Raw genomic sequence first — 23,862 nt, 5'->3', positions numbered from 1 at the left:
TACGATTTGCAGCGTAGCATGCAGGAGCGGCGAATGTGATCGGCTACGTGGCCCAGCCTCATTGCTAGAATGCCACATTTTTAATGAACTAATTGTCGGAAGAGAAACCTGCGATCCTTACTGATGCTTCGAAATGGAGCATTTGTTATGGAAATGAACACGAAAGCCAAGGCTCTTTCCACAGCCAAGGATCGAATTGTCAAGCTGCAGGAACAGATGACCGACAAGGCTCTCAAGATGGCGGCCGAAGTGGAGAGGCTCCTCGAAACGACGACGACGAGAGAAGCCAAAGCATTTCTTAAGGTTCACTGCGGGCTATCATCTAGCGACCTAGCCACCTACGTAAAATTCTCCAGAACGCTCAAAGGTGCCGAAAACATTCTGAAGCGAGGGCGGGTTCCCTTTGCGGTGATGCAGAAACTCGCGATGACCGACGAAGCTACACGCGCAGAGGCACTGACAACGATGGCCGGCGGTGCGCACCTGGATATAGCCGATATCAGCGCGATCCGGCGCAGGAACAAAGCTGAGAGACTGTCCAAGGCGGAGGTTTTCGAAAAGCGTCGCGTAGCAACACTGAAAGCCGAACTCAATCGCCGCGCGACTGAATCGGCCGCCATACTTGATAGGGAAACAAACGCGTTCTTGGAATCCGTTGGCGAGTTCGAAAAACGTTTTCGTTACTTCATCCGCAGCTTCTCCGAGGCTAGTGTCGAAGAACCGGGTATCCGTACTGAGTACGATCGGGAGTTTGCGCGCGTACAGGCAGAAGCTAAAAGCCTGTTCAGTCGTTTTGCTTCTATGTTTGGCGCAGAACACGATCCAGATGAAGATCTCTCGATTAGTCGTGCAAGAATAGGATTCGAGCGGCTTCTTAGTGGACGATTCGCTCACCGGGGTGGTTGGGCGGTTGAAGAAAACGATCCCGATCCAACCGATCTGACAGTTATCTGGTCATTGCTCGTGTTGACTAGCAGGCCGCGAGGCTCACATGGCTTTCGTCGACCATCACCTGCACAGCCAACTGATCTGACTGCACCAACTCGTCGGCTCCGGTCCCTTGAGCTTTGCGCGGGCCTTGGGGGTATGTCGCTGGGACTGGAGGCCGCCGGGTTCGATCCCGAGGCATTGATCGAATTTGATGCCGACGCAGCAGCGAGCCTTCGGGCGAATAGACCCCAGTGGAACGTCATCGAAAAAGACATGAAAGATGTAGATTACTCTGTCTACCGTGGCCGTATCGCTCTCGTAGCAGGTGGTCCGCCTTGCCCGCCATATTCAAGAGCCGGAAAAGGCGCGGGCAAGGACGACGAACGAGATCTTTTCCCGGCGGTGACCAAAGTAATTGATATCGTAAGGCCAAAGGCATTCATGTTCGAGAACGTGGAAGGGTTCAACGACGCCAAGCATGCCGACCACCGGGCCGAAATTTTCGCACGCTTTGCAGACGCTGGCTACGCCGTGCGATCAGTCTCAGTAAATGCGAAAGACTATGGGATTGCCCAAGAGCGTCCCAGGGTGTTCATCGTCGGAATGCATCCCGACGCCATGACACGTTTTCGGCCGCCACCCGCCTTCAGCGAGTGGCGAGCGACCCTCGGGCATGCTCTCGAAGACTTGATGGGCGCCGGCGGATGGTCTGGCGCGGCTGATTGGGCAAATCGGCGAAAGACGCAAATAATTGTCCGAAACAAAAAGGAAGAGTTAGGGGCGCTCGGTTCCACACTTCTCGGCGAAAAACGAATTGGTAGACAGAAAGAGATCGCCCGCTGGGGCCTACGAGAAGTCTTAGTCGGGGAGACTTGGGAGACGCCACCCACAGATGAAATGGCTTCCGCAGGCGGCGAAGGATTTATTCCCGGTCTTACGATGCCTATGAAAATGCGGCTGACCGGCTTGCCGGACGACCACGTGGTTGTCGGCGACAAGGCATCGCAGTCTCAGCAAATTGCGAACGCGGTCGTGCCGCGGGTAGCACAGGCCATGGGAATGGCAATCTATTCCGCTCTACTCGGAGTCGACTTCAATTGGGAGGTAGCATTGAGGACACCCCGCTTGGCTTATGAGTCGAATGCACCGGAAAGAGTGAAGATCAACGCGCCTTCTCTCGCCCACTTGGCGTTCGCTACAGAGAAGATCGAAATGACGGCGGTTTAGGCCGGAATTTGATTGTCAGATCGACTAAGCCAACGATGGACAGCGCAGTGAAATGATGCAAGACGCCGCGCCTATCGCCAACCCGATGAGAAGCTATCGCAGCTCTCGTCGCGCCAGCGGTTGGACTGGCCCGATTTCATCGCAGGTACCGAGGCCGGGGGATAGCGCCTTTGCCGTCCCTGCGGGGGTTCCGCCGCTACTTCATTATCTTGGCGCCCTTTGTTGTAGGTTATCAGGCTAGTGAAGGGCTGCCGAAAGCACGTATTTGTCGGTAACTGTTAATCCGAAAACCCGAATAACTGCCAAGATTATGCGATGACGGCTCTGGACCCTCGAACTATGAATTGGCCCTGTTCATTCAGTTTGGCCGAACAATCATTCGCTCATTTATTCGTCTATCGGGATTTGATCCGCTATTAGCCGTTCTGAGACGGTACTTCACTTATCGACTCGCCTAGCCAATAGTGCTTGGTCTAAGTGAAGTAGCGCAAAAACCGACCAAACCATAAAAGATGATATGTATCCGAACATCCGAAACAGAGCGCTTGCGCGGGCAATCCGCAGAGACTGGTATCGATATGAACGGATTTTGAGCGAAAACTAGTGAAGTTCTGTGGGATCCTAGTGAAGTTGGCTGTCGGGCGCAGAAAAAAACAACAACATCAGATAGTTAAGAGCCGTTCGAAATTTGCGAATATATAGAAGATATGTGATGGCCAAGCCGGTTACACGGGATTTGACTTGTGCGCCGATTGACCCAACATGTGGAGATGCCAAAACAACATCATTTAGCCCTTTGCATAGTCTCTTCTTTGCCGGGCCTTAAATTGAAAAGCTCTCCCGCGGAAATGCTTTCGCGCCGCTCTGTCCCGTTCAGACACTCGCCGTCACGCGACCCTATCGAGCGAAGGAAGTGGCGCTCGTCGTGGACGTCGAATGCGAGCAGATATCAGCTACGGGGGTTCTGCGGAGGGAGTGTTTAACGCCGCGTCACGACTTGCCTACCGAAATAACATTCGACGGAACTGTCGTCATGGCAGAAGGTGCCGATGGCATGGGCCACGCCGGTCATCGAGAGCATGCACGACAGAGCCCGCAACCCCTCCGATTCCCGCTGGCGTATTTTCTCAACTCTTTCGCGCCAAATTTGACGCTGGTCAAAGAGCGGGAGCCGCGCATCGCATAGAACTCTTCCCGAGGCCAAGGTTGGCCCCTTACCACAGGAGAATACAAATGCGTTTCAATATCGGTCTGATCACTGCAACGGCGGTGCTGATCGCATCGGCTGCCCCGCTGATGGCGGCCGACCATGAAGTTCACATGCTCAACAAGGGCGCAGATGGCGTGATGGTTTTTGAACCAGGCTTCGTCAAGGTTGCCCCTGGCGACACCGTCACCTTCATCCCGACCGACAAGAGCCATAACGTAGAGACCTACAAGGGTCTGATCCCAGAAGGCGCGGCTGATTTCAAGTCCAAGCCGAGCGAACAGTACCAGGCCAAGTTCGACGTCCCCGGCGCCTACGTCGTCAAGTGCACGCCGCATGCGGGAATGGGCATGGTCGCGCTGATCCAGGTGGGCGACGCTCCGGCCAATCTCGACGCCATCAAGACAGCGAAGGTGCCGAACCCGGTTCGCAAGCGTCTCGACGCCGATCTCGCACAGGTCACCCAGTAATTCTTAAGGCCGATGGCGGCCTCCCCAAGGGGCCGCCCCGCCAAGGAGACATTCATGTTCAAACATGCCTCGATCGCAGCAGTCGCCGCCCTTTTCACCGTCGGGACCGCCTACGCACATGCCACCCTCGAGCAGACTCAGGCCAATCCGGGCAAGGCCTATAAGGCCGTCGTGCGCATTGGACACGGCTGCGAAGGCAAGCCGACAATTAAGGTTCGGATCAAGGTTCCAGAGGGCCTCCTCTCCGCTAAGCCGATGCCTAAGCCGGGCTGGACGATCGAAAAGATCAAGGGATCCTATGCCAAGACCTACGAGCTCTGGGGCGAGGCTGTTAAGGACGGCACGACTGAGATCGTTTTCTCGGGCAACAGCCTGCCTGACGATGAATATGATGAATTCGTATTCCGAGGTACGGTGGCCAATGAACTTCCCGTCGGTACCCGCGTATACGTCCCCATCGTTCAGGAATGCACCGATGGTGCCGCCGAACGCTGGATTGAGATCCCTGCTGCGGGGAAAACCTCTGACGACTACGAAACTCCCGCGCCGTTCTTCGACGTCGTCGAGCAGCCTCGCTCCTAAAACAGGGAATGCCGCTCATGTGGCCTATCGCACGTGCGTGGGCGGCCCTCCCCATGCAAGCAGCAGTTCTGTTGGTTCTGCTGCTCTCAGCATTTGTTCCGGCCCCCGCACACGCTCACGCGGTGCTCGTCTGGTCATCTCCCGCTAACAATCAGGTTGTGAACGACCCGCCGGCGGAGATTCAACTTCATTTCAACGAAAGCGTCAAAATCGTTCGCGCGAGCGCCCGGCTCGCCAACGACGAAAGCGTCGATCTTGTGTCTTCGGGCGGGGGGCCGGACATAACGCTCCGACTTCCGTCTGTTGGCCGCGGCACCGTGATCGCCAGCTATCGTGTCGTGTCTGAGGACGGGCACCCAGTCGGGGGAACGGTCGTTTTCCACGTTGGAGCGGTTTCCCAAGCTCTCGCGGGCGCGACTGAAACACCTTCCGTCGCCCTAGATACCGCCATTTGGCTCGTTCACGTCGCGACGATCGTCCTTTTAGCGCACGTCGTAGGCGGTAGGTTGTTCTGCGCGCTGTTCAATCCTTCGGACGCTGGCATCAAGAGACCACTTTCTGTTGCCTTCGCGGGATTTGTTCTCCTCGGGGCCGGGCTCTATCTCCAAGGATTGGATGAGATTGGCACAGGCCTCACGCTCGCCGGCGCAACCCCGCTCTTGATGGTCATTCGAGACAATGTTGCGGTAGCCGGGGGATTGTTCCTAGTTGCCCTCATTCTCGCCGTGCTTCCCCCCTTCCGAACCCGCTCGTTTACGTTGCCGACAGCGGTGATCGCAATCGTGGTCGCTTCGGCGGCGTTTACCTTCACCGGACACAGCGCGGTAGTCACCCCCACATGGTTGGCGAGGACTTGCATCTTTTTCCACGGGGGGATTCTCCTTTTTTGGATAGGCAGTCTCCCGCCGCTCTGGCGTCTAAGCCGCCGCCCTTCTCGGCAGATGTCCTTGAGGGCCTTTTCCGCCGCAATACCAGCTCCATTCGTCGCGATGCTACTCGCGGGTCTCACCCTTGCCTTCCTTGAGTTACCTAGCCTTGCTTCGACGCTGGATTCGATGTACGGCCGCGTGCTCCTCGTCAAAATGGGCCTGGTTGCATTGCTGTGCGTGCTCGCGGCCTACAATCGATTTTGGCTCACCGGCGCGGCCATCGAGGGAGACGTCTCGGCTTGCGGGCGACTTCGGATCAGCATAACAGCCGAGATCGTGCTTGCTGTCGCCATTGTAGGCGTCGCGGCTCTGTGGCGCTTCGCCGGCCCCGACCAGCTCCAGTACGCTCTCCGCCAACCGCTATCGATCCATATTCATACAGAAAAAGCTATGGCTCAGTTCGAACTAGAACCGAAATCTGATGGTGCCGCGAGTGTGCGTGTCATGATATTGGCATCCGACTTTGCCCCGATGCGTCCTAAGGCAGTTACGTTACGTCTTTGGAACCCCGCTGCAGGCATCGAAGCGATAAGATACGAACTGGTCGATTCCGGGGATGGCGAATGGAAGGCTGAGAATGTCCCCTATCGAAGCCCCACCGGGTGGAAGGTCGACGTCCAGGTGCTTGTCGACGATTTTACCACCACGCATCTCGAAGCGGATTTGGAAGACGCGGTGGATACTGACGGTTCGGCCTCGGATGCCAAACTTTCCCAATGAAGCTGAAGCCTCAACCCTTCACGATGCAATACAATGCGAGCCAGATGAACAACCGTTTGCTTCGCCGTTCTCGACAACGGCTACGAACGGAATTTCGTAACGCGCGAGGTTCAGCTCGTAGGCGATACCCTTGTTGCGCTCGTTGGCAAGGGGGAGCAGTCCTTTGAGATAGACGACGTTATCGACCTTGTCCTCGTGGACCTCGCCACCGATCGAACGTTGTCCACTAAACGTCATTGTCCAGGCGAGCCTCCGCCGTCGCGTCAGTGCCAGCCCCCATCAGATTTGTGATCGCACGCGCAGTTGTCGCCATAACTAGCCCCGCTTCCGGATATTCCCCGGCTTGAGGCTGGCTCCGCGACCTTTGGGCAGGCGATCGGCACTCTGGCGACCTTGGCCGGCTGAACCGTGCACTGGGTGCCGAAGTCCGCCGAATTCCCGCGGTTCTCAGCGCAGCTAAGGGTAGCGGGCTGAATCTCATATCGATAGCAGGCGGCGGCACGAGCTGGATCAGCCAGCGTTGCGATTGAAACGAAGCAAAGGGCTACGTCTGTGATCTTGGTCATCGGTTCTCTCTCCTTTTGAGGATGGGTTCTCTTATCCTCGAGGGAGACGCCGGCGACTATTTGCGCCGGCGCAAAGACGAGATGTTTCTGTGCCCGTCTCGGATAGCTTGCGGATCGTCCGAGCCGTTTCAATTCTTACCCGAGTAGACCGAACGCTTTGTCAGATACACCAGGCCGGAGAAGATTATCAGGAACACCATCACCATGAACCCGGTCCGCTTGCGCTCCTCGAGATGGGGCTCGGCAGCCCACATCAGGAAGGCCGACACGTCTCGAGCATACTGATCGACGGTCTGGGGCGATCCGTCTTCATAGGTGACTTGGTCGTCGGAGATCGGTTTGGGCATGGCGAGCGCGGCGGAATGGCCGAAATACGGGTTGTAGTTCGTTCCCTCCGCGATTTCGAGCCCAGCCGGGGGCGTCTCGTCGTAACCAGTCAATAGCGAGTAGATGTAGTCGGGGCCGCCTTCCTGATACCCCCCAACGCCTGGCAGCATGTCGAAAACAAACTGTGGGAAGCCCCGAGTAATGCCCCTCGCCTTCGCGATCAGCGAGAAGTCAGGCGGAGCAGCGCCATTGTTGGAGGCTGCAGCCGCTTCGGCATTCGCGAACGGCGACGGGAAGTAATCGGAAGGCACAGCCTTGCGGGTGTACATATCACCATTGGCGTCCGGGCCGTCCTGCACCTCGTGGTCCGCCGCGAATGCTTTCACCTGCTCGTCGCTGTAACCTAGATCGGCCAACGAACGATAGGCTACCATTCTCATCGAGTGGCATGCAGAACAGACCTCTGTGTAGACCTTGAGTCCACGTTGAAGCTGTTGCTTGTCGTAATGGCCGGTAAAGCCCGCAAACGACCAATCCTGTTCCTTTGGATGTCTCAGAGGGTAGTGTGGGGTCGTTCCTTCCTTGTGCAGCGCAGCCGGCTGCGAAGGCGCCTCCTCGGCGCAAGCGGAATGTGCGAGGAGCACTATCATGGCCGATGCGCCAATCGCTGATATCAATTTGATCATATGTCAGTTCCTATCGAACGCATTGACGGTGGTCGCTTTGGCCGCAGACTTGCCTTGCTTTTCAAGCACCGCTTCCGTGATGGAGTTCGGCACAGGGCGCGGCGTCTCGACGAGACCAAGCACCGGCATGACGACCAGGAAGAAGGCGAAGTAAAGCAGCGTGCAGATCTGCGAGATCGTGGTGTAGAGGCCTTCCGCCGGCTGCGAACCGAGCCAGCCGAGGATGATCGCGTTGATCACGAACAGCCAGTAAGCCATCTTGTACCACGGACGATAGACCGCCGAACGAACCTTCGAGGTGTCGAGCCACGGCAGGAAGAACAGAACGATGATCGCGCCGAACATCACGAGAACGCCTGCAAGCTTCGAGTCGATCGGGCCGACGTTGAAGGTGATCGAGCGCAGCATCGCGTAGAACGGCAGGAAGTACCATTCCGGAACGATGTGAGCCGGCGTCTTCAACGGGTCAGCCGGAATGTAGTTGTCGGCATGACCGAGGAAGTTCGGCAGGTAGAAGACGAAGTAGGCGTAGACGAGCAGGAAGATCGAAACGCCGAGCGCATCCTTGAGCGTTGCGTAAGGCGTGAAACGAACCGTGTCCGTCTTCGTCTTGACTTCGACGCCCGTCGGGTTCGTCTGGCCGGTAACATGCAGCGCCCAGATGTGCAGGACGACGACGCCGGCAATGACGAACGGCAGCAGGTAGTGCAGCGAGAAGAAGCGGTTCAGCGTCGGATTGTCAACGGCAAAGCCGCCAAGCAGGAACTGCTGCACCCACTCGCCGACCAGCGGGAATGCCGAGAAGAAGCCGGTGATAACAGTCGCACCCCAGAAGGACATCTGACCCCAGGGCAGAACGTAGCCCATGAAGCCGGTCGCCATCATCAGGAGATAGATGAGAACGCCGAGGATCCAGAGGATTTCGCGCGGTGCCTTGTACGAACCGTAGTAAAGGCCGCGGGCAATGTGGAGATAGACGGCAACGAAGAAGAACGACGCGCCGTTGGCGTGCATGTAGCGCAGCAGCCAACCGTGGTTGACGTCGCGCATGATCTTTTCGACCGAGTTGAACGCAACCGTCGTTTCGGCTGCATAGTGCATCGCGAGCACGACGCCGGTCAGGATCTGAACGATCAGCATGACCGACAGCATGGCGCCGAAGGTGTAGGCATAGTTCAGGTTACGCGGAACCGGGTATGCAACGAAACTGTCGTAGACGAGACGCGGCAGCGGCAACCGCGCATCGATCCATTTTTCTAAGCCCGTCGACGGGCGATATTCTGATTCACCACTCATTTCGGGCTCCTATCATCCGATCTTGACTACGCCATCGCTGACGAATTCATGCGGCGGGATCGGAAGATTCTCAGGAGCCGGGCCTTTTCGGATGCGGCCGGCTGTGTCGTAGACCGATCCATGGCAAGGGCAGAACCAACCATTGTATTCGCCGGCTTGGCCGAGCGGCACACAGCCGAGATGGGTGCAGGACCCGATCATGACGATCCAGTTCTCCTTTCCTTCCCCTGCAGATCTATCAGTCCCCGTGGCTTGGGCGTCAGCGGGAAGGTTCGCGTTGCGCGCCACAGGGTCCTTCAGTTCGGACAGCGGCGTGTCCGCAGCCGCCTTAACCTCTTCAGGCGTGCGATTGCGGATGAATACAGGCTTGCCTCGCCACTTGGCCGTCAGTGACATGCCAGGCTCGAGACTGGAGACGTCGACCTCAATGGACGCCAGCGCGAGCGTGGAGGCGTCCGGACGCATCTGGTCGACGAACGGCCAAGCGACGGCTGCCGCTCCTACGGCCCCCGCCACGCCGGTTGTCAGGTAGAGAAAATCACGACGGGTTGGCCCACCTGTCTCGTCGTCTTCGCTGCCATTCATCACGCGTATTTCCTTGAATTTTGTTGAACTTGACCAATCCGAAGCTGGGACGGCCAGCCAGTTCTCTACGATCAACTTCGTCAAGGCTGTTTGCGCTATATCAATGACGGTGTCGGGTTTGCTCGCCCGGCCGCCCATTGGCTTGATTTCGATGCAACTTATGCTAAATAAAAAGCAGGAGATCGAGCGATGACAGAGCTTGTGGGGAAGGCTCCAGAGAAACACGAACGGCAGGCTAGCCGCCGGTTCGAAACGCTCGTCTTCATCGTTCTGGCATTCGCGATATGGCCCGTGGTAGCCGTCGGGGTGGTCGGCGGCTATGGCTTCCTTGTTTGGATGTTTCAGATTATCTTTGGGCCTCCTGGGCCACCCTCAGGCCATTGAGGACGTCATGTCGCGGCGAGCGTCTTTATCTCGACGACAGTTCCTATCAGGTCAGGTACGTCCTGAAGCAATTCGCCCACCGGGAACGTCCACAATGCTTCTTTCGAGCGCGTGCACCGGTTGTGGCTTGTGCGTGGAGCGATGTCCCACCGGGATAATAAATATGGCTGACGGGCTTCCAAGGCTCGACTTTCACGATGGCGAGTGCACGTTCTGCAGCGAGTGCGCGCATGTCTGTCCCGAACCAGTATTCGCCCTGCCTTCTGCGCGCACTATTCCTTACGTCGCGACCATCGGAAGCGAGTGCCTCGCCTCGCGTGACGTCGCCTGTCAATCCTGCCGTGACGGATGCCCGGAGGATGCCATACGTTTTCGCCCGCGCATCGGTGGACCGTTTCTTCCTTTCGTAAGTTCCGATCGCTGCTCCGGCTGTGGAGCGTGCGTCGCGTCATGTCCCGTTGACGCGGTTGAGATGGAGAGTCGTTTGCCGGAGGTCTTCCATGCCTAATCGAGCAACCCGCCATCATATTTCCAGCGCTGTCGTTGCGACGATGCCAGCGTTCACCGCCTCTGTAGGCGATGCGCTTGCAAACATGGCAAGCGTGGAGGTTCACGGCGTGGAGAACGGCAAGTTCATCATCGTTCTCGAAGGCTCGAGTACGGGCGAGCTCGGAACGGCGCTGACCAGCATCTCTCTCCTTGAGGGCGTTATCGCGGCGAATATGGTTTTCGAGCATGTGGAAGAGGAGACGCATGATGATGAGCGGAGAGTTCAAGAGGCGTGATGTTCTGAAGGCTCAGGCGGCGGCACTTGCGGCGGCGGCCGCGGGCGTGACTCTTCCGGCGGCCGCTCAGCCAGTCCCTGGGGGCGTGACCGCCCTCGAAATCAAGTGGTCAAAGGCTCCTTGTCGCTTCTGCGGAACCGGTTGCGGCGTGATGGTCGGCGTCAAGGCCGGACAGGTGGTGGCGACCCACGGAGACATGCAGGCGGAAGTCAACCGAGGCCTCAACTGCATCAAGGGATACTTCCTTTCCAAGATAATGTACGGCGAGGACCGCCTGACCCGGCCCCTTCTGAGAAAGCGCGCCGGCGTCTTCGCGAAGGACGGAGATTTCGAGCCGGTAAGCTGGGACGAAGCCTTCGACGTGATGGCCGCGCAATGCAAAAAGGTATTGAAAGAGAAAGGGCCGACTGCAGTAGGCATGTTCGGCTCCGGTCAGTGGACCATTTTTGAAGGCTACGCCGCTACGAAACTCATGCGCGCGGGCCTCCGGTCAAACAATCTTGACCCGAACGCGCGGCATTGCATGGCCTCCGCCGCCTATGGGTTCATGCGCACGTTCGGCATGGACGAGCCCATGGGCTGCTACGACGACTTCGAAGCTGCTGACGCCTTCGTCCTCTGGGGTTCGAACATGGCCGAGATGCATCCGATCCTGTGGACGCGCGTAGCCGACCGAAGGCTCGGCCAGCCGCACGTACGTGTGGCCGTGCTTTCGACCTACACGCACCGGAGTATGGACCTGGCCGACATCCCGATTGTCTTCAAGCCGGGAACGGATCTTGCCATCCTCAATTACATCGCAAACCACATCATCCAGACCGGACGGGTGAACGAGGCCTTCGTGAAGGATCACACGAAGTTCGCGAAGGGTGTCACGGACATTGGCTACGGGCTGCGCCCTGACAATCCGCGTGAACAGAAAGCCGCGAATTCAGCAGACCCAGGAAAGACTGAACCGATCGATTTCGAGGGCTTCAAGCAGCACGTTGCGGAATACACTCTCGAAAAGACTTCAGAACTCACTGGCGTCGACCCCGAGTTCCTAGAGCAATTGGCGGAACTTTACGCCGATCCAAACCGCAAGGTGATGTCACTCTGGACAATGGGTTTCAATCAGCATGTTCGCGGCGTCTGGGCGAACCAGATGGTCTACAACCTTCATCTATTGACCGGAAAGATATCGGAGCCTGGCAACAGCCCTTTCTCACTTACGGGCCAACCGTCCGCCTGCGGAACTGCGCGCGAGGTAGGTACGTTCGCGCATCGCCTCCCAGCCGACATGACCGTGACCAATCCTGAACATCGCAAGCATGCAGAGGAAATCTGGCGGATACCGCACGGTATCATTCCCGAAAAGCCCGGCTACCATGCCGTCCAGCAGGATCGCATGCTTAAAGATGGCAAACTGAACTTCTACTGGGTACAGGTGAATAACAACGTCCAGGCCGGCCCCAACACCAGCAACGAGACTTGGCAGGGCTATCGAAACCCCGAGAATTTCATCGTTGTATCCGACGCCTATCCCACCATTACCGCCATGAGCGCCGACCTAATCTTGCCGGCCGCGATGTGGGTCGAGAAGGAGGGCGCTTACGGAAACGCCGAAAGGCGTACGCACGTGTGGCACCAGCTTGTTCAGGCCAAGGGCGACGCTCGATCGGATCTCTGGCAGCTTATGGAGTTCTCAAAGCGCTTCACGACGGACGAAGTTTGGCCGAAGGAGATCTTGGACGAACATCCCGAATACCGCGACAAGAGCCTTTTCGACGTCCTTTTTAAGAACGGTGAAGTCGACCGGTTTCCGCTTAGCGAGGTGGACGCCGAGTATGACAACAATGAAGCCAAGGCCTTCGGTTTCTACGTCCAAAAAGGTTTGTTCGAGGAATACGCTTCGTTTGGCCGCGGACACGGGCATGACCTCGCGCCCTACGACATGTACCACCAGGTGCGTGGATTGCGGTGGCCGGTTGTCGACGGCCAAGAAACCCGATGGCGGTATCGCGAAGGATACGATCCTTATGTGAAGCCTGGCGAGGGCGTAAAATTCTATGGCCAGAAGGACGGCAAGGCAGTCATATTGGCCGTCCCATATGAACCCCCTGCGGAGTCTCCCGATGAGGAGTTCGACTTCTGGCTAGTCACGGGTCGTGTGCTGGAACACTGGCATTCCGGCTCGATGACGATGAGGGTCCCTGAACTGTATAGGGCGTTCCCCGGTGCCCGATGCTTCATGAACGCTGAAGACGCCCGCAAGCGCGGCATCAATCAGGGAGCAGAGGTCCGCATCATCTCAAGACGGGGAGAAATCCGGTCCCGGATCGATATCCGGGGACGAAACAGGATGCCTAGCGGCGTGATCTTCGTTCCGTGGTTCGATGCAAGCCAGTTGATCAATAAAGTGACGCTCGACGCCACCGATCCCATCTCCAAACAAACGGATTTCAAAAAATGCGCGGTCAAGATACTTCCCGCCGTTTGAAGCGGCCCGGTTGGATAGCGGTAGCGGCAGGCCTTATGGTCTTCCTGACGACGGCGACCGTTGCTCAAGTCATTCAACAGACGGTCCCTCAGCTTCAGGGGCCGACCCCGTCGATGGAAACCGGCGAAGCGAAGCCCCTTCCCAAGTGGATTGTCGACGACCAGCGAAGGATGCGCGCTTATCCTGATCAGCCGCCGATCATTCCGCATTCGATCGAGGGCTACGAGCTTTCTGTCAATGCCAACCGTTGTCTCTCATGTCACAAGCGCGAGTTCACTCAAGATAGTGGGGCGCCGATGATTAGCGTGACCCACTACATGACGCGCGAAGGGCAGATGCTGGCGGATGTTTCTCCGAGACGCTACTTCTGCACTGCATGCCATGTGCCGCAGGCGGATACCCAACCGCTCGTGCCGAGCGAGTTCAAGGACATGAGCGAACTGGGCGTTAGGCCCGCGGGGAGCGAGTGACGATCATGTTCGGATGGATCAGTAAGATCGTTACATGGTGCTGGTCGATTATCATCACCCCGGCTGCTACCATAGGCTTAGGCGTCCTGACACTGGGTGGGTTTGTGGGCGGCGTTATGTTCTGGGGAGCCTTCAACACGGCGCTCGAACTGACAAATTCGGAAAAGTTCTGCACGTCCTGTCACGAGATGCACGACAACGTCTATCAGGAACTAAGCCGGACCATCCATTTCTCCAACCGGTCGGGCGTCCGAGCAAGCTGCCCAGACTGCCACGTCCCCCACCAGTGGACCGACAAGATCGCCCGCAAGATGCAGGCGTCGAAGGAGGTCTGGGGAAAGATCTTCGGTACGATCAACACGCGGTCGAAATTTCTTGAGAAGCGGCTCGAACTCGCACAGCACGAGTGGGCGCGAATGAAGGCCAACGACAGCCTCGAGTGCCGAAACTGCCACGCATCGGTTGCAATGGACTTGCAGAAGCAGACGCAGAGAGCCGCAGAAATTCACACGCGCTATCTGCTTCCTGGTAAGGCGACGTGCATCGACTGTCACAAGGGAATCGCACACGAGTTGCCAAACATGAATGGCGTCGATCCGGGCTGGAAGATGCCGAAGGAGCTGGAAGGTAAGAAGATGGCTCGTCAAACCCCGATTGACGATCTTCGAGATGCTGTGCAACGAGCTCATCTCGAAATGGCGGATGGAGCCGACTGATCCCTCGCTGTGAGCAGCCGCGCGGTCGGCAAGCGCGCGATTTGGCGACAACATGGGACAGCCAACGAGTGTCATTTACTGAGCCGCATCGAACGCCCTCGCGGCCATCGTAGATTTGCCATTGACATATAGGAAGCTCTGTTGGGGCCCTAGCAAGGGCGCCAACACAACTTTAGCCAGTTCCAGCGTTATGTTGTTCGGTGCGAGAATCTCGTAAACCGACCGGATTTGATCAATGCGCAAGCATCACCGGGATCCGGCTGTCCTCGATCATCCCGCGCGTCGTTCCTCCGAACAGAGACTGCCGCCATCTTGGATGATCGTACGCTCCCATGACGACAAGGTTTGCAGAGACGTCGAGCGCGTGTTGGCGCAGGATCTCGTCGGCCGGACGTCCACCGCAGCCGGTCCCCAGTTCTTTGAGCTTCATCAAAGTGCGGCGTAGGGAAGAGATTAAGCTGGCGCGAACGGATATCTTGGACCGACCAGTGCCGGTTTAAGCGAGCGCAACTTTCCAAAGGGAGGATCAGGTATGCTCTCCATAAAACGCGACGGAAAGCAAGGTGAAGAACGCTTCCCCATACCCACGGAAGGCGAGATCGAGGGGAAACTCATCGTACTCGAATCCATCGCCATTGCTTGCGTCGAGGACACGGTTGCGCACAGTAATGCTGATGCAATTACGAAACTACGGGAGAATATCGAGCGGATGGTGCGGGAGCGCTGCCACCCGCTGAAGCTCTCACCTGACGATGAAGTCGCCGCACAGCAATACGCGCTCGAATTCTTTGATGCCGTCGTCGAGGAGGTCCTTCGACGACGGTCGGAACGCAAAGCCGAGCCGGTTCGAGACGTAGATCCGTGAGGCGGATCAGCAACTATGTGACAAGAGAAACGGCGGCAACCAAGAACTCTAGCCCAAGGATAGAGATGTTTTTCCTGAGTCTTTTTCTGAAAGTCAGAAGACCCGCCATAGTAAGCCAACCTGACACGAGGCTGCGCGCTCAGCGCGGTATGAGCGTAGGTGTTCCCATTCAGCAGGCACGCTGCGTGATCTCGCCGTCGAGCGAACGGCCGTTGATCCGAAATAAGGCGGTTGCAGAGAACATGAGAGGGGCTCTAGGGATTACGCCGGGTCCGGTGTGATCGACAGCATTCAAACTCGTCTTACCGTCCACGGGCATCACGGTGAGATGCTGTCAATTATCATGGACGATCGGAACGGTCGCAACGACCATCCCCTTCTCGTCCGTAATTTCGAAACGCGAGGCATTCCGACAGCCCAGCGGAGAGACCATCTTGATTCCTTTTACCAGGGCTGCGGTGATTGCCTCCTCCACGTCCCGCAGAACACAGCCGGTGGCGTCTCGTATGAGCGTCGATCCCGAACAAACGTTGAAGAAAAATCGGCTCCCGCACCTACCCGACATAGAGGCAGCTCCTGTACAAGGCTTTCAAAGCATCCATCGATTGAAAGGTGTCGTTGTCCGCTTTGACCTGAATCAGCATCGACGTAGCGTACCTCATCACGCGGTGAGGTTCCTGTAGATCGCAGGCAGCGCGCTGGGCAGCTTGGCGATGTTCGACACCAGCGCATATCCTTGGCGGCCGAAAATAGCCGGAAGGTAGTCCTCCGCATTCCGATCGACGGTGACAGCGAAAACGGCCTGTCCGCGGGCGCGCGCTTCATAGACGGCGCGCCTGCAGTCTTCGAGCGCGAACCGTCCTTCGTAGTTATCTACATCGTTAGGCTTACCGTCAGTCAGGATCATCAGAAGCCGCTTACGGGTCGACTGCTTGTCGAGCTGCTTTGAAACATGGCGGATGGCGGCGCCCATCCGGGTGTAATATCCCGGTTTTAAACTGGCGATCCGGCGTGCGGTCGTGACGGTGAATTTCTCGTCGAAACGCTTGATGGTTTCAATGCGGACCCAGTCGCGGCGACGCGATGTGAAAGTTTCGATCGAGAACCGATCTCCGCAGGCGTCAAGACCGCGGGAAAGCACATCGAGTGCCTGCATTTCTACGTCGAGCACCCGTCGATTGTTCACCCAGGAATCGGTGGACAGGGAGACGTCTACAAGGATCGAAGTGGCGAGTTCATGCGTGGCGGGACGCGCGCATTCGTAGATATAGTCGTTTGGCTGCCCGGTCACCATCAGGTCGATACGCGACCGGATGACGGCATCCATATCGAGGTCGTTACCGTCCAACTGTGCGCGCCGTATCTCCCGCTTGGGACGAAGGGTTTCAAATTGCTTTCTGATCTTACGCACGACCGACTGGTCGGTGGCCAACGACCCTGACGCATCGCTCTCGGCGGTCCCTACGAGGACGCGGCAATGATCCTCCAAATACTCGTTCTTCCTGAAGTTCCATTCCGGGTAGACGAACTCCGCTTCGATCCGCGATGTATCGGCAGCTTCCGGCGAAAGATCGAGATCGAAGTGGAACTTCGATTTTGGCTTCTCCTTCGTCTGGCTCAGCACGACATCGTCGAGCTCTTCTGCGGCCGATGGCTCGTCGTCCTCGCGATCGTCGGTCGGGCGGTCGACGTTGATCATCTCTGCCATTGCCAAGATCTTCTCGAACCGGTTCAAGATGAAAGGATCGCGCTTGCGGTCGTCCGAGTCATTCTGTCGCTTGGCCTCATGCGTGTTTTTCTCACCGCCCTCACGTTCAATGGACTCCGACGGTAGATCGTCCCTGTCGATGGCCTGGAGCTCGACTTTGCCCCGAAAATCAGGCCAAAGCGGAACGGACAGCATAGGGAGATAGCCCGCTGGTGCGCCGCAGATCGCCGGCCTTGCGTCTTCCGGAAGGTCGTACTCGATAGAGAACGAGAGAGCCGTCATGGCATATGTCTCAACGCGAACCTCGACTAGAGGCAACTTTCCTCGGGCACGGCAGGAAGCCAGTGCGTGGGCAAGTCGAGCGTATCTACCGGCCATTCCCGGAAAAGTCGTGACGACCAACCTACTGTTCTTTCGACCCGACTCGATCCGAGCCATGTCAGCGAGTGCCGGATCAACGGGAACGTTCTCCGTTAGGGCAACCGCGACGTATCCGGCGAGCCAGAAGTAGAGATCGCGGTTGAGACCGCGGTCGTTGAAGACGTCGATCACCGCCGGGAGATGGAGCGCCGAGTTGTCCCAAGTCGGGTGATCGGTTCGCTCTTCGCCAAGGCCCACGACCTGCCGCAGACGAAGCCGGTGAGAACTGGTTTTTTGCCGGGATTTCTGGATCTGAAAAGTCGGCTCCCCACCGAACGCCCGGAAACAGACCGAGAGCTGCGCCCTTATGTCGGCGAGACGGACGGCTTTGTCAGGATGATGGGGCCACGAGCTTGTCTCGCCTACGATGCGATGCCAAGCTCGCCCGACGGTCTCTTCGAGTTCCAGAAATTCCAGCATGTTCAAATCCTATGCAAACGTCGCCTTGGCCACTTCAAGGAGTGCGGCCTTCACGTCCGGTTCGTCCGTGAGCGGCTCCACGATAGCTGCGCGAACGGCGTCTGCGACCGGCATTCCGGCTTCGATCAATGTCGCGCAGTAGATTAGCAAACGGGTGGAGACGCCCTCTTCGATGTCCTGCCCCTTCAGAATGCGGAGTCGCCGAGCGAGATCGACCAGCGGCGCGACCTTAACTTCCGAAAGTCCGCTTTCGATCGCGACAGTAGTGATCTCCTTGTCCCGCGGAAGGAAGTCGAACTCGATCGAGACGAACCTCTGGCGCGTGCTCGGCTTCAGAGCCTTCATCAAGTTCTGGTAGCCCGGATTGTAAGACACGACGACCATGAAGGCCGGCTGCGCTTCGAGAATTTCGCCCGTCCGCTCCAGAGGAAGGATTCGGCGATCGTCCGTCAGAGGATGGAGAACGACGGCGACGTCCTTTCGTGCCTCGACGATCTCATCGAGGTAGCAGATCCCGCCGTTTCGCACGGCCTTCGTCAAGGGCCCGTCGACCCAGACCGTCTCGCCTCCCTTCAGGAGATAGCGGCCAGTCAGGTCAGCGGCCGTAAGGTCGTCGTGGCAGGAGACCGTCGAAACTGGAAGCCCCAGCTTCGCTGCCATGTGCTGGACGAAACGCGTTTTGCCGCAGCCGGTCGGCCCTTTCAACAGCACCGGCAACTGCCGGGTCCATGCGCTTTCGAAGAGCGCGCATTCGTTGCCTTGCGGCGAGTAGTGGGGGATTTCCGACTTCGGCGTCAGCGGGAAGTTCAGAGCTATTGTCATTTCAGTCTCCAGTTGGGGAAGGCCCGCCTATTCGGCGGGCTGAGCTGCAATGTTTAGAAGGCGAGCGCGACCTGGAACTAGCACCGACCAGATAAACATGATGGCGCTGATGAAGACGAACACGCCCGAGCCAAGTCTGATCCAATAGAACAGCGCGAGCTGGTCTTGGACGTCCATGTAGGATTCGCCAAGCACGCGCTGCAGGTGAACCTGGATAACGCCCGCGAACGTCAGCGCGAAGGTCATGACCGACATGGCGCCGCACATGATCCAGAAGCTGCTAATCGAGAGCCACTGATTGTAGGGAGCGCGACCTCGGATCTGAGGGATGGCGTAGGCCATCGCGGCAAGGTTCAGCATTACGTAGGCGCCGAAGAAAGCGAGATGGCCGTGAGCCGCTGTCACCTGCGTGCCGTGGGTGTAGTAGTTCACCGACGACAGCGTATGCAGGAAGCCCCACACGCCCGCGCCGAAGAACGCCATGACCGAGCATCCGATCGACCACAGGATCGCGGCCTTGTTCTCATGCTTGCGGCCGGCTCGCCACGTCATGACGAAGGTGAAGACGACCATTGTGAAAAACGGGGCAACTTCCAACGTGGAGAAGAGCGAACCAATCCACTGCCAGTAGCCGGGAGCGCCGATCCAGTAGAAGTGGTGGCCCGTGCCGAGGATACCCGAGAACAGGGCAAGACCAACAATGACATAGAGCCACTTTTCGATGACTTCGCGGTCGATGCCGTTCAGCTTGATCATCAGGAACGCGAGGACCGACGCCATTATCAGCTCCCAAACGCCTTCTACCCAGAGATGGACAACGTACCACCAATACATCTTGTCGAGCGCAAGATTGACCGGGTTATAGAAGGCGAAAAGGAAGAAGATTGCGACGCCCCAGAGCCCGAAGAGCAGGATGTTGGTAATCGTCGTTTTGCGGCCCTTGAGCGCCGTCATGGTGATGTTAAAAAGGAACATCAGCGCGACGATGACGATGCCCACTTTGATGGCGAATGGCTGCTCGAGAAACTCGCGGCCTTCGTGAATGTGGAATAAGTAACCAACTACTGCGACCGCAGCGGCCACCAGAAAAATCCAGAACTGAGCGATCGCCAGTTTCGGACTGTAGAGCTCAGTTTCACACTCCTCCGGGATGAGGAAGTATGTCGTACCCATGAAGCCCATTAGAAGCCAGACGATCAACGCGTTCGTATGGATCATTCGGACGATGTTGAAGGGAAGCACGACAGATAGAGTGTTTGGAAGCACGTAGATTGTGCCCGCGATGACGCCGAAGAGTAGCTGCGCCATGAAAAGGCCGAGGGCTCCGTAGAAGTAGAGCATGGCCACGCTTTGAGTCTTGTATTTCATATTGATTGTCCCTCTGCGTCGCTCAGCCGGCCTGGTTCGGCGGCCAGTTCTGCGTCTTGGTTTTGCTGACCCATTCGAGGAAGTCGGCAAGATCGTTTACTTCCTGATCCGTCAGATTGAACTGCGGCATCTGCCGGCGGCCCTCGATGCCAGAGGGCTGAGCCGCCATCCAGGCGTGAAGTGCATCACGAGCGCTTGCGGGATCTTTGTCGCCGCCCCAGCGTATCCAGACGTTCGACAGCTCCGGCGCGAAGTAGGCGCCCTCGCCATCGAGGGTGTGGCAGTTGATGCAAGCGTTCTTTTCCCAGATACGCTTTCCGCGGGCCACGCCGTCGGTAAGGGTCGCCTCGTCCGTAGACACAGTCCGGATGTAGTAGTGACTATGGGCCGTGAGGCCTAAGAAAATTGCGAAGAAGAATGCGGAACCGCCGTAGAACACGTTTCGGGCCGCGGTTTTAGTGAGGCGTTCAGCCATCGATCATCCTTTCATGTCATTGGCGGAGCCGCCTTGACGTCGGAAATCGAGCACAGTGGCTCGTCATCACGGGATGAGTGATTTTCGGAACGAGGTCTTTGTGGATTCGCAATCAGCGAGGTAATTGGCCGGAAGCCATTGGTGCGAGGCTATTCTTATGCTGGGAAAGGGGGATGTGAATAAGGACTTAGAGGCTGTCCACGATGGCAGACGCGTTCATCAATGCAATCGATTCCGCTGCATGACGACTTGATTTCGCAAACGACCGTTGATCGGCTATTCTGTCGCCTGCTCCGGCGGCGGCTTGTTAGCGTAATATTTCGCCGCGGCCTCGATTTCCTCTGGAGTCATCGCGTGAGCGACGTTTCGCATTTGCCTCGTGATGTCATTCTCTCGGGCGCCGGAGGCGAATGCCGCGAGCTGAGCCTTCAGGTAAAGCTCAGATTGACCTTCCAGCCACGGGCTTCCGAGTTTATTTTCGATGCTTCCGTGACAGGACCCGCATGGAGCGATTCCCCTGATAGGTGCTCCGCTTGCCACGATACGAGGAACAGGGTTTCCTCCTGCCGGATGGAAGCCTGGCAACCTTGGAAGGTACGCGTAGTAGGCAGCCAGATCCTGCATGTCCCGCTCGGAAAGGTTCAGTGCAAATGGAGACATGATTGCGTTGACCCGTACGCCGTCTTTAAAGTCTCTAAGCTGTTTGTAGACAACGCTCGCGTACTGGCCCGCGAGGTTAGGAGAGTCGGCTCGGCTCACGCCCGTTGGACCGTGGCAGATCGCGCATTGCTGCGCCAGCGTTGCACCACGACCTATCGCTGCATCGTCGCGGACGCTTGATACCGCTGACGCGATCTTCACCAGCGAGGTCCTGTACTCCGGCTTCACTGTTTCTCCTGTCTGGCTCGCGCGGGGCACTCCGGCCGCACGACAGATCGAGTCCCACAGACTTGCAGCCTGTTGCCCTGCCTCCAGATTCGGAAGCAACACGAACCCCAAGATCACCGACGCAACAAAGATGGCGGCGGTCACCGCGACGCTGGTGAAGGTCCATCTGACGTTGATCTTTCCGAGGTCCGGCTCGGCCATCACTTCTCTCCAACATAGACTGCGGGCACGGAGGTGTCGCTTCTGACAGCGAGCTGCAAGATGGGGTACCCGTAGTTTGTAACGGTCAGCCCGATCATCAGCGCCACCCACAGCCCATAGCTATTCAGAAGAGCCGGTACTCTGGTCGGCGGATGTACCGCGAGCGCGAACCGGTACTCATCGGATGGTTCGGATGAACGAAGCTGCGATCGCACCAGCACCGTAATGAAGAGGATGCCCGATACGACGAGAATGAATCCGCCGATCGCCGACAAAACTACCGTTATGGCTTCGTTGGCAAGGGCCGGCTCTGTGAAGTCGAAGTATGCCATTCGGCGCGGCATTCCGAGAATCCCGACGTAGTGCCAAGGGAACGTCGTGACAATCATCCCAATAAACCAGAGCCAGAGCTGCAGACGAACCGTGCCCATACTGACAAGGGGTCGACCGGTGAGATGGGGCCAGAGATCGTAAGCGATCGCAAAATACATGATAACGATCGCTCCACCGAAGATCAGGTGGAAGTGACCGGTGATCCACTGCGTGTTGTGGATCGTCGTGTCAAGCTGGTAGCTCATGTTGATAAGACCGCCTGCACCTCCGAACCCTAGCATCACGAAGGAGAAGGTTACGGCGAGCATCATCGGATTGCGCCAGGGAAGAGCCTTGATCCAACCGAATGGCCCGGTGCCACCGCGCGCCCGCGCCGCTATTTCGACCGAGGCGCAAATGGTGAATACCGTAAGCAAGGTCGGAAGGGCGACAAGCGCGGTGAACGCTGAGTGAATGAATTTGAAACCGGCGCCAACCTGAGGATCGGCAAAGGCATGATGGATGCCGATCGGCATCGCTACGATGAGGAAAAGGATAAACGAAATGCGGGCCATGGTGTCACTATACAGGCGACCGCCGATCGCTCTCGGCACTATGGTGTAATAGGCGATGTAGGTCGGCATCAGCCAGAAGTACACGATCGCGTGCAGCGTCCACGAGAAGAAGACTCGTGCCAGCCCGGCATCGATCGTATTTTTGAATCCCAATGCCACTGGGAGGATTTGCAGCAGTAGCTCCAACGCGGCTCCGACTGCCGTCCAGGCCCACAGGTAGGATCCTGCGACGTTGGCGAACATCGGAAGCGGAACTGGCACGCCGGGATTCGCCTTCTTCCAGATCCGAAGATTGACTGACATCAGCGCTACCCAGATCCAGGAACCCACCACCACCATCACGACGCCGAGATAGTAGAACGGACTACCGATCAAGGGCGGATAGAATGTGTACAACACCGACGCCAGGCCTAGAGCGACTGGAACCATCGCGACTACCGCTCCAACTGCGATAAGCCAGAAGCCGATCCAAGCCCATCGAGCGCCAACGAGCTTCTGCTTGAGCGAGGACTCGCTGATCGCATACCCGAAACCCATGGCGACCAAGGTTGGAAATACGTACCCCATAACGGTACCGTGAGCCGTTAAGGATCGGTAGTACCATTCCGGATTGCTCACCCAGTTCGCAAGCGGACTGCGGACGTACATCTGCCAAGCCCCGAGAAGGAGCGCCGCACCAAAAGCTGCAAAGGCCAGCCAAAAGTGCGCCAGAATGAGTTTGCGGTTAAAGAGCACAGGATAATCTCCTCTTGTCGGCGACCTCGGCGAGGAATTCCTGTTTGTCTATCACCTTTACCTTACCCCACATTCCCTCGTGCCCGACGCTGCAGAATTCCTGACAGGGCATCAAATGTTCGCCTGGCGATGCAAATGAGGCCTGCAGAACAGACACGTAGCCGGGCACAAGCATGGTGTTGATGTTCGTACCTTGCACCAGCAGCCCATGCACGACGTCGGCGCTTGTAGCCCGAAACGTGATCGGCGTTCCTGCCGGGACCACGAGACAAGGTGGGGAGAAGGAGTATTGCTGACCTACCGCTCGGACCGTTACAGATCCATCGCTCTCGACCGCGCTTCCAAGATTGGATTCAATAAACTCTCCCTGGAGATGGAGCGTGGTAGGGTCGACCGTTTCAACGGTCCTCTGCGGCATCGTCGCCTGGTGGATGCCGGCGAACGCTGCCATCCCAGCAAGAAAAACGATAATGAGAATTGATATGGTCGCCCATCTGCGCTCGACGCGCTCGGCAACCTCCATGCCCTTTTCATGAACTGTCGCCATCAGCCGCTCCGAGGGACGAAAACAAGGAAGTAAAACAGAAACCACATGAAAAGAACGAGCGCGGTCGCAATGCCTGCGACCCAAATAGCTCCTTTCGGGCCGCGCGAGACTATCGCTTCGACGGCCGTGTCATCCGGCGCAGCGCCGGGATCGGAATTCAGCATCTT

At 57.5% G+C, this 23,862-nt stretch carries 25 protein-coding genes; 11 read left to right on the top strand and 14 right to left on the bottom strand.

Annotated features, from left to right (window positions below; translation table 11 throughout):
- The first annotated feature begins 147 nt into the window (after positions 1-147).
- The 4 genes from J5286_RS25500 (at position 148) to J5286_RS25485 (ending at position 6,065) form a co-directional block, all read left to right on the top strand.
- On the top strand, positions 148-2,157 hold the full coding sequence (locus tag J5286_RS25500) for a DNA cytosine methyltransferase (protein ID WP_209192758.1): 2,010 nt from the start codon (positions 148-150) through the stop codon (positions 2,155-2,157).
- A gap of 1,233 nt (positions 2,158-3,390) precedes the next feature.
- On the top strand, positions 3,391-3,834 hold the full coding sequence (locus tag J5286_RS25495) for a pseudoazurin (RefSeq protein WP_065691366.1): 444 nt from the start codon (positions 3,391-3,393) through the stop codon (positions 3,832-3,834).
- A gap of 54 nt (positions 3,835-3,888) precedes the next feature.
- Positions 3,889-4,416 (top strand): YcnI family copper-binding membrane protein, encoded by a 528-nt coding sequence (locus tag J5286_RS25490; RefSeq protein ID WP_209192755.1) that lies wholly within the window; start codon positions 3,889-3,891, stop codon positions 4,414-4,416.
- Between the two features lie 53 nt (positions 4,417-4,469).
- Positions 4,470-6,065, top strand: coding sequence for a copper resistance CopC/CopD family protein (locus J5286_RS25485; RefSeq protein ID WP_245206536.1), 1,596 nt, complete (start codon positions 4,470-4,472; stop codon positions 6,063-6,065).
- 18 nt (positions 6,066-6,083) lie between these two features.
- Here J5286_RS25485 and J5286_RS25480 read toward each other — a convergent pair whose 3' ends face one another.
- From J5286_RS25480 to petA, 4 genes are all read right to left on the bottom strand, one after another.
- Complete coding sequence (locus J5286_RS25480) at positions 6,084-6,302, bottom strand: hypothetical protein (RefSeq protein WP_209192749.1); 219 nt, start codon at positions 6,300-6,302, stop codon at positions 6,084-6,086.
- A 457-nt stretch (positions 6,303-6,759) separates the two neighbouring features.
- Entirely contained in the window at positions 6,760-7,608 is an 849-nt protein-coding gene (locus J5286_RS25475; protein WP_449090038.1) for a cytochrome c1, read from the bottom strand.
- Positions 7,609-7,647: 39 nt separating this feature from the next.
- Complete coding sequence (locus J5286_RS25470) at positions 7,648-8,940, bottom strand: cytochrome b (RefSeq protein ID WP_209192743.1); 1,293 nt, start codon at positions 8,938-8,940, stop codon at positions 7,648-7,650.
- 12 nt (positions 8,941-8,952) lie between these two features.
- A complete protein-coding gene (gene petA, locus J5286_RS25465) occupies positions 8,953-9,525 on the bottom strand; it encodes a ubiquinol-cytochrome c reductase iron-sulfur subunit (RefSeq protein ID WP_209192982.1) in 573 nt (190 codons plus the stop codon).
- A 189-nt stretch (positions 9,526-9,714) separates the two neighbouring features.
- Between petA and napE the strand changes: the two genes are divergently transcribed.
- Genes napE through J5286_RS25435 form a run of 6 tightly spaced genes read left to right on the top strand, consistent with a single transcriptional unit; the run spans position 9,715 to position 14,359 of the window.
- Positions 9,715-9,909, top strand: coding sequence for a periplasmic nitrate reductase, NapE protein (gene napE / locus J5286_RS25460; protein ID WP_209192740.1), 195 nt, complete (start codon positions 9,715-9,717; stop codon positions 9,907-9,909).
- Between the two features lie 7 nt (positions 9,910-9,916).
- On the top strand, positions 9,917-10,417 hold the full coding sequence (napF, locus tag J5286_RS25455) for a ferredoxin-type protein NapF (protein ID WP_209192736.1): 501 nt from the start codon (positions 9,917-9,919) through the stop codon (positions 10,415-10,417).
- On the top strand, positions 10,410-10,694 hold the full coding sequence (locus J5286_RS25450; RefSeq protein WP_209192731.1) for a chaperone NapD: 285 nt from the start codon (positions 10,410-10,412) through the stop codon (positions 10,692-10,694). The genes napF and J5286_RS25450 overlap by 8 nt, the downstream gene beginning before the upstream one ends.
- Complete coding sequence (napA, locus tag J5286_RS25445) at positions 10,669-13,173, top strand: periplasmic nitrate reductase subunit alpha (protein WP_209192981.1); 2,505 nt, start codon at positions 10,669-10,671, stop codon at positions 13,171-13,173. Before J5286_RS25450 ends, napA begins: the two co-directional genes overlap by 26 nt.
- A complete protein-coding gene (locus J5286_RS25440) occupies positions 13,143-13,643 on the top strand; it encodes a nitrate reductase cytochrome c-type subunit (protein WP_209192726.1) in 501 nt (166 codons plus the stop codon). Before napA ends, J5286_RS25440 begins: the two co-directional genes overlap by 31 nt.
- Positions 13,644-13,648: 5 nt before the next feature.
- Entirely contained in the window at positions 13,649-14,359 is a 711-nt protein-coding gene (locus J5286_RS25435; protein WP_209192980.1) for a NapC/NirT family cytochrome c, read from the top strand.
- A 232-nt stretch (positions 14,360-14,591) separates the two neighbouring features.
- On the opposite strand, the gene J5286_RS25430 is transcribed toward J5286_RS25435, so the two are convergent.
- A complete protein-coding gene (locus J5286_RS25430; RefSeq protein WP_209192721.1) occupies positions 14,592-14,789 on the bottom strand; it encodes a universal stress protein in 198 nt (65 codons plus the stop codon).
- 102 nt (positions 14,790-14,891) lie between these two features.
- Between J5286_RS25430 and J5286_RS25425 the strand changes: the two genes are divergently transcribed.
- Positions 14,892-15,224 (top strand): hypothetical protein, encoded by a 333-nt coding sequence (locus tag J5286_RS25425; RefSeq protein ID WP_209192716.1) that lies wholly within the window; start codon positions 14,892-14,894, stop codon positions 15,222-15,224.
- A 334-nt stretch (positions 15,225-15,558) separates the two neighbouring features.
- Here J5286_RS25425 and J5286_RS31800 read toward each other — a convergent pair whose 3' ends face one another.
- The 9 genes from J5286_RS31800 to J5286_RS25385 form a co-directional block, all read right to left on the bottom strand.
- Positions 15,559-15,789: a DUF6894 family protein gene (locus J5286_RS31800; protein WP_449090030.1), complete on the bottom strand. Its 231-nt coding sequence runs from the start codon at positions 15,787-15,789 to the stop codon at positions 15,559-15,561.
- Between the two features lie 96 nt (positions 15,790-15,885).
- Complete coding sequence (locus tag J5286_RS25420) at positions 15,886-17,772, bottom strand: nitric oxide reductase activation protein NorD (protein ID WP_209192710.1); 1,887 nt, start codon at positions 17,770-17,772, stop codon at positions 15,886-15,888.
- Between the two features lie 9 nt (positions 17,773-17,781).
- Positions 17,782-18,594, bottom strand: coding sequence for a CbbQ/NirQ/NorQ/GpvN family protein (locus tag J5286_RS25415; RefSeq protein ID WP_209192707.1), 813 nt, complete (start codon positions 18,592-18,594; stop codon positions 17,782-17,784).
- A 27-nt stretch (positions 18,595-18,621) separates the two neighbouring features.
- The gene (locus J5286_RS25410) at positions 18,622-19,962 is read right to left on the bottom strand and encodes a cbb3-type cytochrome c oxidase subunit I (protein ID WP_209192704.1); all 1,341 of its coding nucleotides are present in this window, start codon (positions 19,960-19,962) and stop codon (positions 18,622-18,624) included.
- Between the two features lie 22 nt (positions 19,963-19,984).
- Positions 19,985-20,437, bottom strand: a complete 453-nt coding sequence (locus J5286_RS25405) for a c-type cytochrome (RefSeq protein ID WP_209192701.1) — start codon at positions 20,435-20,437, stop codon at positions 19,985-19,987.
- A gap of 276 nt (positions 20,438-20,713) precedes the next feature.
- Positions 20,714-21,526, bottom strand: coding sequence for a c-type cytochrome (locus J5286_RS25400; RefSeq protein WP_209192698.1), 813 nt, complete (start codon positions 21,524-21,526; stop codon positions 20,714-20,716).
- Positions 21,526-23,148: a b(o/a)3-type cytochrome-c oxidase subunit 1 gene (locus J5286_RS25395; RefSeq protein ID WP_209192695.1), complete on the bottom strand. Its 1,623-nt coding sequence runs from the start codon at positions 23,146-23,148 to the stop codon at positions 21,526-21,528. Before J5286_RS25395 ends, J5286_RS25400 begins: the two co-directional genes overlap by 1 nt.
- Positions 23,138-23,695, bottom strand: coding sequence for a cupredoxin domain-containing protein (locus J5286_RS25390; RefSeq protein WP_209192691.1), 558 nt, complete (start codon positions 23,693-23,695; stop codon positions 23,138-23,140). The genes J5286_RS25395 and J5286_RS25390 overlap by 11 nt, the downstream gene beginning before the upstream one ends.
- Positions 23,695-23,859 (bottom strand): hypothetical protein, encoded by a 165-nt coding sequence (locus J5286_RS25385; RefSeq protein ID WP_209215389.1) that lies wholly within the window; start codon positions 23,857-23,859, stop codon positions 23,695-23,697. The genes J5286_RS25390 and J5286_RS25385 overlap by 1 nt, the downstream gene beginning before the upstream one ends.
- Between the last annotated feature and the right edge of the window lie 3 nt (positions 23,860-23,862).

The organism is Rhizobium sp. 16-488-2b (assembly GCF_017741815.1).
Lineage (GTDB): Bacteria > Pseudomonadota > Alphaproteobacteria > Rhizobiales > Rhizobiaceae > Rhizobium.
Note: the sequence above shows the minus strand (reverse complement) of the source record. Positions and strands in the feature narration are given on the sequence as shown.

Coding starts and splice junctions, on each gene's coding strand:
- J5286_RS25475 (WP_449090038.1), bottom strand. CDS start 7,608: ATGATAGTGCTCCTCGCACATTCCGCTTGCGCCGAGGAGGCGCCTTCG.
- J5286_RS25405 (WP_209192701.1), bottom strand. CDS start 20,437: ATGGCTGAACGCCTCACTAAAACCGCGGCCCGAAACGTGTTCTACGGC.
- napF (WP_209192736.1), top strand. CDS start 9,917: ATGTCGCGGCGAGCGTCTTTATCTCGACGACAGTTCCTATCAGGTCAG.
- J5286_RS25495 (WP_065691366.1), top strand. CDS start 3,391: ATGCGTTTCAATATCGGTCTGATCACTGCAACGGCGGTGCTGATCGCA.
- J5286_RS25450 (WP_209192731.1), top strand. CDS start 10,410: ATGCCTAATCGAGCAACCCGCCATCATATTTCCAGCGCTGTCGTTGCG.
- J5286_RS25385 (WP_209215389.1), bottom strand. CDS start 23,859: ATGCTGAATTCCGATCCCGGCGCTGCGCCGGATGACACGGCCGTCGAA.
- J5286_RS25400 (WP_209192698.1), bottom strand. CDS start 21,526: ATGGCCGAGCCGGACCTCGGAAAGATCAACGTCAGATGGACCTTCACC.
- napE (WP_209192740.1), top strand. CDS start 9,715: ATGACAGAGCTTGTGGGGAAGGCTCCAGAGAAACACGAACGGCAGGCT.
- J5286_RS25425 (WP_209192716.1), top strand. CDS start 14,892: ATGCTCTCCATAAAACGCGACGGAAAGCAAGGTGAAGAACGCTTCCCC.
- J5286_RS25390 (WP_209192691.1), bottom strand. CDS start 23,695: ATGGCGACAGTTCATGAAAAGGGCATGGAGGTTGCCGAGCGCGTCGAG.
- J5286_RS25435 (WP_209192980.1), top strand. CDS start 13,649: ATGTTCGGATGGATCAGTAAGATCGTTACATGGTGCTGGTCGATTATC.
- J5286_RS25485 (WP_245206536.1), top strand. CDS start 4,470: ATGCAAGCAGCAGTTCTGTTGGTTCTGCTGCTCTCAGCATTTGTTCCG.
- J5286_RS25490 (WP_209192755.1), top strand. CDS start 3,889: ATGTTCAAACATGCCTCGATCGCAGCAGTCGCCGCCCTTTTCACCGTC.
- J5286_RS25440 (WP_209192726.1), top strand. CDS start 13,143: ATGCGCGGTCAAGATACTTCCCGCCGTTTGAAGCGGCCCGGTTGGATA.
- J5286_RS25500 (WP_209192758.1), top strand. CDS start 148: ATGGAAATGAACACGAAAGCCAAGGCTCTTTCCACAGCCAAGGATCGA.
- J5286_RS25430 (WP_209192721.1), bottom strand. CDS start 14,789: ATGAAGCTCAAAGAACTGGGGACCGGCTGCGGTGGACGTCCGGCCGAC.
- J5286_RS25480 (WP_209192749.1), bottom strand. CDS start 6,302: ATGACGTTTAGTGGACAACGTTCGATCGGTGGCGAGGTCCACGAGGAC.
- J5286_RS31800 (WP_449090030.1), bottom strand. CDS start 15,789: ATGTCGGGTAGGTGCGGGAGCCGATTTTTCTTCAACGTTTGTTCGGGA.
- petA (WP_209192982.1), bottom strand. CDS start 9,525: ATGAATGGCAGCGAAGACGACGAGACAGGTGGGCCAACCCGTCGTGAT.
- J5286_RS25410 (WP_209192704.1), bottom strand. CDS start 19,962: ATGAAATACAAGACTCAAAGCGTGGCCATGCTCTACTTCTACGGAGCC.
- J5286_RS25420 (WP_209192710.1), bottom strand. CDS start 17,772: ATGCTGGAATTTCTGGAACTCGAAGAGACCGTCGGGCGAGCTTGGCAT.
- J5286_RS25415 (WP_209192707.1), bottom strand. CDS start 18,594: ATGACAATAGCTCTGAACTTCCCGCTGACGCCGAAGTCGGAAATCCCC.
- J5286_RS25470 (WP_209192743.1), bottom strand. CDS start 8,940: ATGAGTGGTGAATCAGAATATCGCCCGTCGACGGGCTTAGAAAAATGG.
- napA (WP_209192981.1), top strand. CDS start 10,669: ATGAGCGGAGAGTTCAAGAGGCGTGATGTTCTGAAGGCTCAGGCGGCG.